Here is a 13145-nt window from a genome sequence, read left to right as displayed (position 1 = left end):
GAACGGCGTAAGGCCCTTTTCTGGGGTTGCGTCGTATGGGGGAGGTCGCACGTGCTTGCTCGCAATGCTCGCGCCTGGTCGGTTCGGGGGGTCGTGATGGTGGCGATCACGGCGGTCGCCGTGGCCACGAGTGGTTGCACACCGGTAGCGGATGCTCCGATACCGACGGACGGCGGGGACACACCCGTGGTGGACGCCAGCTCTGAGCTGGAGAAGCTGCCCGACGTCGAACAGTTCTTGGAGCAGGCGGTTGCTCAAGTACGCCAGAAGTATCCGGATCATGTTCCGGAGGACTTCACAGCGGCCTCGATTATCGGCGAACTGGACGCGATCGATACGCACGTGCACGCCGACGGTGTGCTCGACTACGCCGCCGCGAAGAGCGACCCTGCGATCACCACAGACACGCTTGACCCTTATGCGCGAACCTACCGGGCTTTGGGTGGAGAGCTGACCGGTACCGGTTCTGCGGATGCTGACGCGACAGGCGGGAATGACACTGGCTCGGCGGCCGAGGGCTCGGGCAGCGATGACACGTTACCGGCGTCGGTTGAAAGCGCTTCAGTTGTCCGATTCCAGACTGCTGACGAGGGGCAGGACGAGAAGAAGGACGATCCCCGGGTCGGATACCAGGGACCGCGGCAGTTTGTTTCTGTCACGCCCGAGTGGGTCGATGACTACAAGGCCATCGGGGACGAGATCCTTCAAGGCAAGGTTCTCTATTTCGAGTCGGAATACAGTCTGGCGCGCATGCGTTTTTCGGCAGAACTCGATAGTTACCTGAGTGAACGCGTGAGCGAGAATCAAACGGTCGTCATTTGGGGCGGGATCATGGACGGCCCTCTTGGTGCATGCATTGTCAGTACTGAGGTCTACCTCGAGCATGTATTGGAGCAGGACGCGGAGGAGTCGGAGGTCTGCCTGACGCGGACGGTCAGCGGATCCACCGTTCCGGAACCGCTACTCCCGCTCGATTCGAGCATGCCGGAATCGGCCGTGGCCATCGAAGCAGATGTCCAGCAGCTGATCATTCAGGAACTCTGGCCGATCATGAAAGACTTCATCGGCCTGACCGACCTGGAGAAGTGCTTCACCGAGGCGGACATTCTCGCGTGCATGATGACGCTGATCAACCTGCTTCCCGTCGGAAAGGCCATCAAAGCCGTCAAGGCGATCCCGGCGGTCGTCAGAGCCGTCGAGAAGATCGTCACGTTCATCGCGACGAATGGAAAGAAGCTGCCGGTCGCAGTGCCGCTGGGGTGTTTCGCATCCTTCGCCGGAACGACCCCTGTACTGATGGCTGACGGCACGCACAAGCCCATCCGGGACGTCCGACCCGGTGACTACGTCCACGCGACGGACCCGGTGTCCGGCGTGAACGGTCCGCGACGGGTGATCGGCACGTTCGTCCATTCAGACACTCTCGTGGACCTTGTTCGTCAGAGGACTGACGAGTTGGCAGCCATCGCGCGAAGGTCAGACCCTGAGGACCAGCGCGGCGAGGTGGAGGCTACGATCGACGGCGTGACATACCTCCTTGCCGTGAAGCAAGGAGGTATCCGGACGTTCTTCCCTGTGGGGGGTGAGTAGATCGTGAGTGACATCGCTATTCAGACATTCCTATATGACCGCCACGGGTCACCGAAATTCGAGTCGGTCCAGGATCTGGACACCTTCACCCAGAAAGGGAATGGGTATGTGGAAGGTTTCATCAGCATGACCATTGACGGGACCGAAATGTTCGGTCCCGATTATTGGGACGATGTGGGAATGCTGTGGCCGGGGCTGACCATCATGCTCGACGACTGTCGCGAAAATCGTGTGGGCAAGACAAGTCTCTCGGAGCGGGCGATCCCAATACGTCTGGAATGCATTCGGGGCTGGCCGGGGTTTCTGCTGCTGACGGTTGGACGGCCCGAAGGCGATCATTACGGGGTAAAGGCTCGCCGCACATCGGTTGCGGCAGCCGATTTGTACCCTGCCGTCGCACGTGCCTACCTCGATGCGTTTGACAATTTCAGGCGAATCGATGTTCCTGGGAACATCGGGACGGTAAGTGAAATGAAAGACAACCGCTTACGGTCCTGGATCGAGGCACCCCGAGACTCGTGGCTTCGGATCTTCCCCGGATGACCTCGACGCGGTCCCAAGGCGGACTCTCCGCGATCACCCAGCTCTACCAGGGCGACGGCTCGTAGTCCTTGAGGAAGCAGCCGTACAGGTCGGTCCCGGCCTCGCCCTGGACGATCGGGTCGTAGACGCGGGCGGCGCCGTCCACCAGGTCGAGGGGCGCGTGCCAGCCCTCGGCGGCGATCCGCAGCTTCTCCTGGTGCGGGCGCTCGTCCGTGATCCACCCGGTGTCCACCGCGGTCATCAGGACGCGGTCCTTCTCGAACATCTCCCCGGCCGAGGTCCGGGTCAACATGTTGAGGGCGGCCTTGGCCATGTTGGTGTGCGGGTGCCCCGCGCCCTTGTACCGGCGGGAGAACTGCCCCTCCATCGCCGAGACGTTGACGACGTACCCGCGTCGCGACGTGGCCGTCGCGGCCCGCATCGCGGGCCGCAGCCGGGAGATGAGCAGGAACGGCGCGATCGCGTTGCAGAGCTGGACCTCCAGGAGCTCCAGCGGGTCGACCTCGTCCACGACCTGGGTCCACGAGTTGGTCGTCTGCAGGTCGGGGAGCAGCCCGCCGGCATCGACGGCCGTGCCGGCCAGGTGGGCGTCCAGGGAGGCCGAGCCCGCCCGGAGTGCCAGCGCCGTCAGGGACGCAGCGGTGTGCATCGCGACGGCGTCGTCCTGCGACTGCCCCTCACGGTGGGCGACCGACAAGGCGGTCAGCGCCCCCGCGATCGCGGCAGGGTGCGCCTCGGAGACATGATCGAAGGTGACCATCTCCGGCGGTTCCAGCCCGTAGGGCAGCGGGGCGTCCGGCGCCGACTCGCCCTCGACGAGCTGCGAGTAGGCCCCCGGGGACCGGCGGACCGTTTGGCAGGCGTTGTTGACCAGGATGTCGAGCGGGCCCGCCGCGGCGACGTCGTCGGCCAGGGCGATCACCTGGGTGGGATCGCGCAGGTCGATCCCGACGATCTTGAGCCGGTGCAGCCAGTCGGGGGCGTCGGGCATCGCCGAGAAGCGGCGCACCGCGTCCTTCGGGAAGCGGGTGGTGATGGTGAGGTGAGCGCCGTCGCGCAGCAGGCGCAACGCGATGTACATGCCGATCTTCGCGCGGCCCCCGGTGAGCAGGGCGCGGCGGCCGGTCAGGTCCGTGCGCTGGTCGCGCCGCACGTGGCTCTTCGCGGCGCAGTCCGGGCACAGCCCGTGGTAGAACGAGTCGACCAGCGTGTAGTCCGACTTGCAGATGTAGCAGGCGCGGGCGGTGCGCAGCTCCCCGGCGAACGCCCCCGGCGCGGTCGAGACCAGCGGGATGCCGGCGGTCTCGTCGTCGATCCGCGCCGCCGAACCGGTCGCCGTCCGCTCGATGACGCTCCGGTCGTGCGCCTGGATCTCCTCGCGGACCGCGGCCTTACGGGACTTCTTGAGCAGCTTCCACATGTAGCCGGTCGCCCGTTTTACGGTCTGGACGTCAGGATGGTTGGGGTCGAGGTCCTTGAGACTGCCCAGCACCCGAAGGGTGGTGGCAAGCTCGTCCGGGTCGATCCCCGCGTTCGATGGCACGCCGTAGGGTAACCGGCGCGCGGAGCTGGCGCCCGGATCGGTCCACTGGAAGCGCCATCGCTGCTTGCCCGACGGCGTCTTGTGCTTCCGGGTAGAGCCCTCGCCGTTGCGTCGTCGATCGATCTCCATGCCACCACAGCGCGCACGGGATCCTGCGGTGGCCCTTCGCCCGGCCGAGTGGCGCCGCAGGGCCGATCCTGATATCAATACTCGCGAACTTTGATATCAACGGGGTAAGGTGTGTGTGTTGGAGGTGGTCACCACGACTCGTACCGTGATCGACATGGACGACGAGAAGCTCGCCGCAGCGGCTGAGATTTTCGGGACGACGACGAAGGTTGCGACCGTGAACGCGGCCCTGGAGGACGCGATCAAACGGCGCAAGCGCGAGCAGTTCTTCGACTGGCTCAGCGACGGCGGTCTCCCAGACCTGACCGGGCCGATCCAGCGGGCTGACGGCAACGCCCAGGGCGCCGCCTAATCGTGGCGACGCGCTACCTGATCGACAAGTCCGCGTTCGCCCGCTACTCGAAGCCCGCAGCCCGGGATGTGCTCCAACCGCTGCACCAGGCCGGTCGCCTGGCGATCTGCGGCGCTGTCGAGCTGGAGGTCATGCACTCTGCCCGGTCGAAAGGCGACGCGGAACGGATCCGCGACGGGCTGCGAGGCTTTGACTGGCTGCCCACTCCGGACGAAGTCTGGGATCGTGCCGCCGAGGTGCAGGCACAGCTGGTCGGCGCAGGGAACTGGCGGGCCTTGTCGGTGGCGGATCTCGTGATCGCAGCGGTCGCCGAGCGGCACCAGGCCTCAGTCCTGCACTACGACGGTGACTTCGACATGATCGCCGCCGTCACCGGACAGCCCACCCAATGGGTGGTCCCGCCGGGCTCTGCGGACTAGGAGCCTCGTCGAGTATGCCGCGCAGGCAGGTATCGGCCCTAGTTGCGGATTCTGTCTGCGACCCGACGTTCTGGTCGCACGGGCCTGACCTGCCCTGACAAAGGACGAGCGGATCCGCAGCCCTGGGTTGGCGGAGCCGCTCACTGCTCAGGCCGCTTCGAGGACGAAGAAGAGGAAGGCGAAGAAGGCGCTCCGCTCGCCAGCGGCGATGCGGGGCGGGAGGAGGTCGCGTGGTGTGTCCGGGGCGGGCGGGGGTTCACTCACGACGGCGATGCGGAAGCCCGCAGCGGTGAAGGCGTCGGTCATCGCGTGCAGAGGCCTGTTCCAGAACGTCAGGGTCGCCTTCGTACCGGCGAAGTCGAACTCTTCCGAGTACTGCCTCAGCGCGAAGTTGTCCTCTGTCGGGTAATTGAACGCATGGGCGAAGGGATGGTTGACGGACAGGATGAGTCGCCCACCCGGCTTGAGGATCCGCCGGATCTCTGCGAGCGGCGCGGACCAGTCCTCGAGGTAGTGCAGCACGAGTGAGGCGATGACGTCGTCGAACGCGGCGTCCGCGAACGGCAGAGGCTGTCCGAGGTCGGCGACGCGCAGCGGCACGTCGTCGCCGAGCCGTCGTCGTGCCAGCTCGATCATCGCGCGGCTGTCGTCGAACCCGGTCATCACCGCACCTCCGGCCTGCAGGTCCGCGGTGATCGTTCCGGACCCGCACCCCGCATCGAGTATCCGTCGCCCCGTGACGTCGCCGGCCAGGCCGACCAGAGCGGGCCGGTTGTAGTAGGCGTTGAGCAGGCTGTCGACGTTCTCGGCGTCGTAGCTGTCAGCGAAGCCGTCGTAGTGATCCGCGTTCATCGGGTCCCCTCCGTGGGTTCTCGTCCGCATGGCGGTGAACCTATCTGGGCCCGGTCCGGTGAGAGTCTTTGTCCTCCCGGTCCGAACGCGATCTCCAGGCTTCCTGCCCAGCGTCGGCAGTCCAAGCCGAGACGTGCACGGTCCGTTCACGACGGCCGGTCACCCTCCGGGCTGTGCCGATGGCGAGTAGCAGGCGTCCCCGGGACGCTCGGTCATGGCTGTCCGGGTGGTGAGCGGTTCTGCGGTGGTGGTCGGTTTCGGCGCACTACCTGCCGTCTCCCTGACGTGGGCCGCGGCCACGGACGACGTGGGCGTGACGGGTTACGAGGTGCTGCGGGACGGCGCGGTCGTGGCCCGCTCGAGCACGACGTCGTACACCGACGCGGGTCTGGACCCCGAGACCGCGTACGGGTACACGGTGCGGGCGTACGACGCCGCGCGCAACGTCTCGCCACCGTCCGGCCGGGTCGCGGCGACCACCGACGACGGCCCGGTCGAGGCGGCTCGGCAATTCATCCTGGTCGTTGTGTCCGTAGTGTCCGTAACATCACCCGCAGGCTGGCTGGCTGTGGGTGGGACGGCGGCTCAGGGCAGGCGTCCGATCCCACCGGAGCGTGAGGGAGTTCCCATGGGGTTGTTCGGTCGCGGCAAGGCGAAGGACCCGTACGGGCGCGCGGCACTGATCGCCCAGAACGAGGCGATGGTCGCAGAGGCAGGAACCGCCGCGGAGCGGGAGGCGGCAGCCGGACGATGGGCTGACGCTCTCACCTTCAGCGACATCTCGCTGCAAGCCGTCCTTGCGCTGGCGCGGTTCGAGCCCGGAGACCCCAGGCACGTCCACGGGGAGGCCGCCACGTTGTACTTCCACGCGTCGGCCCTCGGCCGCAACGGGCGCGTCGACGAGGCGATCGCCGCGGCCGACCGTGCGGCAGAGCTGTACCGACGGCTGCGGCCTCAGAACCCCGAGAAGTACGACCAGCTGGCCGCCGACGCCGACGGGCGGGCCGAGCGGTGGCGCGCAGTGCTCGCCGGGGGTGCGGTGGATGCGCCTGCGACGGAAGCGCCCGCCGCGGCCGCGCCCGAGGAAGACGTCGCCGACACCTACGACTCCGCCGTCGAGATCCTCGGCGACGTCGCCCTCAGCCTCATAACCGAGCGACCGTTGAGCCCCAAGGAGGCACGCGGGCTGTCGGCGATCGGCATCACCCCGGTGGGTGCGGGTTCCACGCGCGCGAGGCTGGCACGGTTCCACAACACGATCGCGGACCGCTTGAGCGTGGAGGACCCCGACGACGACGGGCGCGTCCAGGGGCTCCGGGTGGACTGGACCGTCCAGGGGCTCCGGGTGCAGGCGCACGACCTCTTCGTCGAGGCCTCCGAGGCGCAGGAGATGGAGATGCGGACCGGCATCGGCGACTACGGGCTGGAATGGGCGCGGACCCTGCTCTTCCTGGCGAAGGGTGAGCGCGAGTCGGCGGACGACGACGACAACACGTACTTGCTCGAGGAGTACTGCGGGTGGCTCGCCGGGGTGCTGGGACAGCTCAGGCCGTACACGATCGTCGACGGTCCGACGGCGGAGCTCGTGCAAGAGGCGGACGCGTTCCTCCAGGAGGTCGGCGACTGGTGAACGGTCAGCTCAGCGGAACGATCGCCGTCCGGCCCTCCCAGGTGCCGTGCTCCGCGAGCGGGCGGAACCGGAACGTCGCGAACTCGTGGTGGAAGTCACGGCGCCGGCGTTCGACCATGGCGTCCGCGTGCCGCCGGTCCGCGGGGACGCCGGAGCGGCCGTGCACCATCCCTTCCATCTCGCGCACTGTGCGCCACACGGAGAACGTGGAGATCGTGTGCGGCGGCCGGAATGCGGCCAGGGCGAGCGTGGTGCCGGGGTGGTCGCGCACCTGACGTTCGACGGGTTTGCCCCAGCGCAGGAACCGGGGCACCTCGAGCAGGCGCATCCGCGCGACGGTCACCGCGACCACCGGTTCGTCCTGGTCCCAGTCGCCCGTCCGGGCGGGCAGTCCGGGCAGGGCCGCCAGCCGGGACCAGCGGCGCAGGTACTCCAGGCGGACGTGCCAGCCGGTCGCCAGGTGGCGGCCGAGGGCGTCGTCGGACAGGAAACGGTCCACCGCATCCTCGTCGCGCCACTGCGCGAAGACCGCTATCCGGCGCAGCTGCAGCCGGTCCGGGGAGACGGTGGGCGCCCCCAGGCGCATGAGCGCCAGGCACTCGGCGTGGTCCAGTCCGGGCGTGGTGGTGCCCGACGGCGCTCGCAGCAGCGCGCGCGCCGTCACGGCGGCCGGCAGCTCGGCGAGGTGAAAGGTGTGGATCATCGGGCGCGCTCCATCTTGTAGTGCAGACGCATCATCCAGGTGCGCCACATCCGCAGCTCGTGGTCGGTGCGGAGCACCCCGTACGGGTCGGTGTACAGGCGGAAGGTCTCGTGGAGCGGGATGCGCACCGCGAAGTCCCGTCCGCCGTCGTGGACGACGACGTACGCGCCGTCCTGCCCGAACCGTCCCGGGGGCGACTCCAGGACGAGACCGCCCCCTTCGCTGACGGCCGGGCGCAGGAACACCTGGACGTTGCCGGACTCGAGCGGGAACGCGACGTGGATGCTCGGCTGCGCGCTGCCGGGGAGGCGGCGCGCCGAGTAGCAGCCGCTGAACACGTACCGGCCCGACGGCCGGAGCGTCCGCAGCCACGCGGCGCCCACCTGCGCGCCGTTCCGATCGCGGATCACGCGGACCCGGCTGTCCATCCCGTGCGCGACGTCGAGCGGGCGCATCGGGAGAGACAGCTGCTCCACCCGGCGGCTGAACAACCGCGCGATCAGCTCACCGGCGGGCCAGAACAGCGGGGACCATCCGGTCCACACCTCCATGTGCCAGGCGGCGGTGTGCTCGTAGAAGTCGCGGATCCGCGGGTCCAGCCGGGAGGCGTCGAACCCGGGACCGTCGAGGAGCGTCATCGTCGGGAGCAGGCCGGGTGCCGGGCCGGCTGACGGGTCCGTGGTCGCCGCGTCGTCGTCGACCGTGCCACCGTGGTGCGCGGCCTCGGCGGCGAGCCAGCCGTCCCCGACCGTGGAGGAGCGACTCACCGGGGCGCGCAACCAGGAGTGGTGCGTGGCGAGGTCGATGGGCCTGCCGAACAGTCGCCAGAACTTCCTGGACCCGAGGTCCAGCAGATGGTTCACGAGAACGCATTCTTGCAGGGAGATCCGCTGTCGAGCTCGCCGGTGGGCGAGTGTTCCGCGGTCGTCGGTTACCGTCGGGGCGTGCTGCTGCCTGATCTGTCGATGCCGGGGGCGGACCTGCCTGTCCGGGCGGTCCTGCCCGCCACCGTCGACGCCGTGCGGTCGCGCGGGACCGCGGTGCTGGTCGCGCCGCCAGGGTCGGGAAAGACGTCGCTGCTGCCGCTCGCGCTCGCAGACGCGCTCGACGGCACGATCATCGTCGCCGAGCCGCGCAGGATGGCGACCCGTGCGGCCGCGAGCCGGCTGGCGATGCTGGTCGGCGAACCGCTCGGGCAGCGGATCGGCTACGCGATGCGCGGTGAACGCAGCGGCGGCAAGGGACTCCGGGTCGAGGTGGTGACGACGGGGCTCCTCGTGCGGCGTCTGCAGCAGGACCCGGAGCTGCCGGGGGTCGCCGCGATAGTGATCGACGAGTGCCACGAGCGGCACCTCGACGCCGATCTGCTGCTCGCGCTCTGCGTCGACATCCGGGCGAACCTCCGGGACGACCTGGCGATCGTCGCGACCTCGGCCACGGCGGACACGGTCCGGCTGAGCCGCGCGCTGGGCACGGACGTCCCGGCGCCCGTGATCACCGCGTCCGCCGCGCTGTTCGACGTGGCGGTCGAGTGGGCCCCGCCACCGGTCCCCGCGCCGCTGCTCCCTGGCGGGCGGGTCGACCCGCGCCTGCTGGACCACGTCGCCGCCGTCGTCCGGCGAGCATTGACCGAGAATCACGGCGACATCCTCGTGTTCGTACCAGGGGAGGCCGAGATCAACGGTGTGGCTCGCCGGCTCGCCGGTGAGAACGTCCTGCCGTTGTTCGGTCGCCAGTCGCGGGCCGAGCAGGACCGCGCGCTGGCGCCGTCCGCCACTCGCCGGATCGTGGTCACGACGTCGGTCGCGGAGAGCTCGCTGACCGTGCCCGGGGTCAGGGTCGTGGTCGACTCGGGGCTTGCCCGGGAGCCGCGGACCGATCAGTCCCGTGGGCTCGGTGCGCTGGTCACCTGCCGGGTCTCGCGGTCGTCGGCCGACCAGCGGGCGGGGCGCGCCGGTCGGGAGGCGCCGGGCCGGGTCTATCGCTGCTGGTCCGCGACCGACCACGGCCGCCTTGACGAACACGCGGCGCCGGAGATCGCGATCGCAGATCTGGCGGCCTTCGCCCTCGACCTCGCGGCGTGGGGTGCGCCTGGTGGTGACGGTCTGACCTTGCTCGACGCGCCGCCGGCGGTGGCGATGACGACGGCCATCAACCTGCTGCGCCGCATCGATGCTGTTGACGACCGCGGCCGGATCACCGAACGGGGCCGGCGGATGATGGCGATCGGGGCGCATCCCCGGCTGGCTCGTGCGTTGCTGGACGGGGCGCCGCGGGTCGGCGTCGACCGGGCACGCGAGGTCGTCGCGATGCTCTCTGACGACTCCGGCCGGGGCTCCGGCGACGATCTGCCGGCCCGCTGGCGGGCCCTTCGCCGTGGCGAGGACCGCGGAGCCACTGCCCGTTGGCGAGAAGAGACAAAGCGCCTCGGCCGAGGCGCGACCGCCGGCGACCGGCCGGGTGGGCCCGCCGGTCGGGAGACGCACGGCGTTCCGGATGATCTCGCGGCGGGGATCGTGGTGGGGCTGGCGTATCCGGACCGGATCGCGCGGGTCCGGGGGACCGACTCGGCGACGTACCAGATGTCGGGTGGTACGGGCGCCGCGCTGGACCCGCAGTCGCAGTTGCGGACCACGACCTGGCTGGCGATCGCGGTCGCCGACCGGGCACCCGGTCGCGCCGACGCCAGGATCCGTTCCGCGGCGCCGATCGACGAGGGGACCGCGCGAGACATCGCGGGCGACCTCGTCTCGACCACCGACCAGATCCGCTGGGACGACGGCCGGATCGTGACGCGACGCGTCGAGGCGCTCGGCGCGATCGTGCTGGGCGATGTTCCGCTGGCCAAGCCCGACCCGCTGCTCGTCCAGGCGGCCGTCCGTGACGGCCTCCGGCGCAGCGGTCTGTCCGTGCTGCGCTGGTCGGAGGCCGCGCTCGCCCTGCGGGAGCGGCTCGCGTTCTGCCACGCCCACCTCGGCGCCCCGTGGCCCGCGGTCGACGACGACGCGCTGCTGGCCGATCTCGACGGATGGCTGGGTACCGAGCTCGGCGCGGTACGCGGCTCGCGCGATCTGGCCCACATCGACGTGGCCTCGGCGCTCCGGCGACTGCTGCCATGGCCCGCAGCGGCCCGGTTCGGCGAGCTCGCGCCGGAACGGCTCCAGGTCCCGTCGGGCTCCGAGGTCCGGCTCGCGTACGACGGCGTCGAGCCGCCGGTCCTCGCGGTGAAGCTGCAGGAGGTGTTCGGCTGGACCGTCACCCCAGCCGTCGCGGACGGTCGGGTCCCCGTCGTCCTGCACCTGCTGTCGCCCGCCCGCCGCCCGGTCGCGATCACGAGCGATCTCGCGTCCTTCTGGAAGCAGGGCTATCCCCAGGTCCGAGCCGACCTGCGAGCCCGCTACCCCCGCCATCCGTGGCCGGAAGATCCGCTGACCGCCGTCCCGACCAGACGAGTAAAACCTCGCCAGTGAACTGCACCGCGGGGCCTTGTCGTGTCTCCGGAGACCGTGCTCAGTGCGTCGTGACGGGGTTCAGGTAGAGCTGCGGGGAGCAGCCCATCTCGCCTCGGTTCAGCAGGATCCGGTCGAAGTCGGAGAACCGGAACGCACGGTTCGCGGACGCTCCCGGGTCCGGCCCGTACGGCGACCTCTCGTCCACGCGGCACCTCCATCCGGTATCGGCTCGACGAGGACATCGCCGCGCCGTGGCCGTTTCTAGCAGGATGACGGCCGTCCGGACAGGAAAGTCGGCGGCCGGTCCCGCCGGGGCGAGGCCGTGCGGACTCGTCCCGGCCCGCCCGAGGTCCGTATTCTCATCGGCATGACCTGGCACAGCGACCGTTCAGACCGACGAGGAGGGGCCGGAGCCCAGGTGTCGGGTGGTGCGCCGCCCGTGACGACGTCCGTCGCTCGGGCGGACGGGCTCGGCACCGCCTCGGCCCTCGGCGACGACTGGGTCCCGGCGCCGGACGGCGTCCGCGAGCGCTCGGCGGCCCGCGTCATCCTGGTCGACGACGCCGGCCGCGTGCTCGTGCTGCGCGGGCACGACGTGAACCAGCCGGAACGCTCCTGGTGGTTCACGGTGGGCGGCGGGATCGACGCGGGGGAGACCCCGGTGCAGGCCGCCCTGCGGGAGACCCGCGAGGAGGTCGGCATCGTGCTGGCGGACGGCGACCTGGTGGGCCCGGTGCTCACGCGCACGGGCATCTTCGACTTCTTCGCGGAGACGTGCCGTCAGCACGAGGTCTTCTACCTCGCGCGGACACCGAACGCTGTCGAGGTGACCGCCGACGGCTGGACCGACGCCGAGCGCGAGCTGCTCGACGAGGTCGCCTGGCTGACGGCGGCACAGCTGCGCGAGCAGCCGCTGGAGGTGTTCCCGCCGGAGCTGCCGGACGTCGTCGACCACCTCTTGGCGGGATGGGACGGCCAGGTGCGGCACCTGGGTGTGCAGATGGACGACTGAACGGAAAATCTCACGACGACCGGCTCCTGAACGCTTGTTGTTCAGGGGCCGGTCGTCATTTTCCGGGGATTTCGCGTAGAGAAATCATCGATTTTCTTCGGGTAATTGTCCGTCGATTGTTCGGCGTCGCTCGCCGGTATCGGCGCTGCCTGGTGCGCGAAAACTTGGGCGCCGAAGGTGTTGCTCTATGCGTTTTCATGGGCGCTCTAAACCCTCGCAATGCGGGATAGGGCAGGCAAGTCCGGCTGAGGATTACTCGATTAGCCGGGTGCACGGCTGAAAAGCCAGGATCTAGCGCGCGCATTTCCAGGAACCTGCATAACGTGATGAGTGCGAGGGGCAACCATCATGGAAGGTTCCAGTCATGGAAAGACTTACCAAGGCGGCGCTGGCGACGGTCGGTGCCGCCGCGCTGCTCGTCGGAGGAGCCGGGACCCTGGCGTTCTGGACCGATGACGGCCTGTCGACCGGGACCGACGTCACGGCCGGCTCGCTGGCCGTGACCGACGGGGTGTGCGGCGAATGGACCCTCGACGGCGGCGGGGCCGTCACCGACGGCATAGTGCCCGGCGACACGATCACCACCAATTGCAGCCTGACCGTCGCTGGCGTCGGTGACCACATCGCGCTGAGCGACATCACGGTGTCCGCGCCCACCTGGGCGGCGGACAACGCGCTGACAGCCGTGCTGGACGTGGGCACCGACAGCGCGACGCTCGACGGCGCGGAGCTCACCCTCCCGCTGACCGAGCCGGTGCCGGTGGCGGCGGCCTCGCCTCTCGTGGTCACCGTCTCGGCGGAGTTCCCGGCGGACTCCGCGAACGACACGCAAGGGCTCATCGCTGCCCTGGAGGACGTGACCGTCCAGGTGACGCAGGCGCACGTCGTCCCGGCGCCCTGACCGCGCCGAGACTCCGGCC

The 13145-nt window shown here is 69.4% G+C and carries 13 protein-coding genes; 8 read left to right on the top strand and 5 right to left on the bottom strand.

Going from position 1 to position 13145, the window contains the following annotated elements; genetic code table 11:
* Nucleotides 1-186 precede the first annotated feature (186 nt).
* Nucleotides 187-1590 (top strand): hypothetical protein, encoded by a 1404-nt coding sequence (locus C8K30_RS19310; RefSeq protein WP_108494537.1) that lies wholly within the window; start codon nucleotides 187-189, stop codon nucleotides 1588-1590.
* 3 nt (nucleotides 1591-1593) lie between these two features.
* Nucleotides 1594-2133 carry a hypothetical protein gene (locus C8K30_RS30400; RefSeq protein ID WP_132234231.1) on the top strand — a complete coding sequence of 180 codons (540 nt, stop codon included), beginning with the start codon at nucleotides 1594-1596 and terminating at the stop codon, nucleotides 2131-2133.
* A 43-nt stretch (nucleotides 2134-2176) separates the two neighbouring features.
* Here C8K30_RS30400 and C8K30_RS19305 read toward each other — a convergent pair whose 3' ends face one another.
* Nucleotides 2177-3676 carry an SDR family NAD(P)-dependent oxidoreductase gene (locus tag C8K30_RS19305; protein WP_108494689.1) on the bottom strand — a complete coding sequence of 500 codons (1500 nt, stop codon included), beginning with the start codon at nucleotides 3674-3676 and terminating at the stop codon, nucleotides 2177-2179.
* A gap of 238 nt (nucleotides 3677-3914) precedes the next feature.
* Here C8K30_RS19305 and C8K30_RS19300 point away from each other — a divergent pair, with 238 nt between their 5' ends.
* A complete protein-coding gene (locus C8K30_RS19300; protein ID WP_369940503.1) occupies nucleotides 3915-4157 on the top strand; it encodes a type II toxin-antitoxin system VapB family antitoxin in 243 nt (80 codons plus the stop codon).
* Between the two features lie 2 nt (nucleotides 4158-4159).
* The gene (locus C8K30_RS19295; RefSeq protein WP_199230576.1) at nucleotides 4160-4576 is read left to right on the top strand and encodes a PIN domain nuclease; all 417 of its coding nucleotides are present in this window, start codon (nucleotides 4160-4162) and stop codon (nucleotides 4574-4576) included.
* Nucleotides 4577-4723: 147 nt separating this feature from the next.
* Here C8K30_RS19295 and C8K30_RS19290 read toward each other — a convergent pair whose 3' ends face one another.
* Entirely contained in the window at nucleotides 4724-5428 is a 705-nt protein-coding gene (locus C8K30_RS19290; RefSeq protein ID WP_108494535.1) for a class I SAM-dependent methyltransferase, read from the bottom strand.
* A 214-nt stretch (nucleotides 5429-5642) separates the two neighbouring features.
* Here C8K30_RS19290 and C8K30_RS31005 point away from each other — a divergent pair, with 214 nt between their 5' ends.
* A complete protein-coding gene (locus tag C8K30_RS31005; RefSeq protein ID WP_199230575.1) occupies nucleotides 5643-7058 on the top strand; it encodes a fibronectin type III domain-containing protein in 1416 nt (471 codons plus the stop codon).
* A gap of 4 nt (nucleotides 7059-7062) precedes the next feature.
* Here C8K30_RS31005 and C8K30_RS19280 read toward each other — a convergent pair whose 3' ends face one another.
* Both C8K30_RS19280 and C8K30_RS19275 read right to left on the bottom strand, forming a co-directional pair.
* Nucleotides 7063-7761, bottom strand: a complete 699-nt coding sequence (locus C8K30_RS19280; RefSeq protein WP_108494534.1) for a hypothetical protein — start codon at nucleotides 7759-7761, stop codon at nucleotides 7063-7065.
* Nucleotides 7758-8624, bottom strand: coding sequence for a hypothetical protein (locus C8K30_RS19275; RefSeq protein ID WP_108494533.1), 867 nt, complete (start codon nucleotides 8622-8624; stop codon nucleotides 7758-7760). The genes C8K30_RS19280 and C8K30_RS19275 overlap by 4 nt, the downstream gene beginning before the upstream one ends.
* 81 nt (nucleotides 8625-8705) lie before the next feature.
* Between C8K30_RS19275 and hrpB the strand changes: the two genes are divergently transcribed.
* Nucleotides 8706-11231, top strand: a complete 2526-nt coding sequence (hrpB, locus tag C8K30_RS19270; protein WP_199230574.1) for an ATP-dependent helicase HrpB — start codon at nucleotides 8706-8708, stop codon at nucleotides 11229-11231.
* Between the two features lie 40 nt (nucleotides 11232-11271).
* Here hrpB and C8K30_RS30745 read toward each other — a convergent pair whose 3' ends face one another.
* Nucleotides 11272-11418, bottom strand: coding sequence for a hypothetical protein (locus C8K30_RS30745; protein WP_158281058.1), 147 nt, complete (start codon nucleotides 11416-11418; stop codon nucleotides 11272-11274).
* Nucleotides 11419-11580: 162 nt separating this feature from the next.
* Between C8K30_RS30745 and C8K30_RS19265 the strand changes: the two genes are divergently transcribed.
* Both C8K30_RS19265 and C8K30_RS19260 read left to right on the top strand, forming a co-directional pair.
* Nucleotides 11581-12225, top strand: coding sequence for an NUDIX hydrolase (locus C8K30_RS19265; protein WP_108494532.1), 645 nt, complete (start codon nucleotides 11581-11583; stop codon nucleotides 12223-12225).
* 364 nt (nucleotides 12226-12589) lie between these two features.
* Nucleotides 12590-13126, top strand: a complete 537-nt coding sequence (locus C8K30_RS19260) for an alternate-type signal peptide domain-containing protein (protein WP_108494531.1) — start codon at nucleotides 12590-12592, stop codon at nucleotides 13124-13126.
* Nucleotides 13127-13145 lie beyond the last annotated feature (19 nt).

The organism is Promicromonospora sp. AC04, assembly GCF_003058225.1.
Taxonomy (GTDB): domain Bacteria; phylum Actinomycetota; class Actinomycetes; order Actinomycetales; family Cellulomonadaceae; genus Promicromonospora.
The sequence above is the reverse complement of the archived record's forward strand: the minus strand, read 5'-3'. Positions and strand labels throughout refer to the sequence as shown.

Bases quoted from the DNA above. Each gene is read 5' to 3' on its own strand.
- C8K30_RS19290 (WP_108494535.1), bottom strand. From the start codon at position 5,428: ATGAACGCGGATCACTACGACGGCTTCGCTGACAGCTACGACGCCGAG.
- C8K30_RS31005 (WP_199230575.1), top strand. From the start codon at position 5,643: ATGGCTGTCCGGGTGGTGAGCGGTTCTGCGGTGGTGGTCGGTTTCGGC.
- C8K30_RS19280 (WP_108494534.1), bottom strand. From the start codon at position 7,761: ATGATCCACACCTTTCACCTCGCCGAGCTGCCGGCCGCCGTGACGGCG.
- C8K30_RS19265 (WP_108494532.1), top strand. From the start codon at position 11,581: ATGACCTGGCACAGCGACCGTTCAGACCGACGAGGAGGGGCCGGAGCC.
- C8K30_RS19260 (WP_108494531.1), top strand. From the start codon at position 12,590: ATGGAAAGACTTACCAAGGCGGCGCTGGCGACGGTCGGTGCCGCCGCG.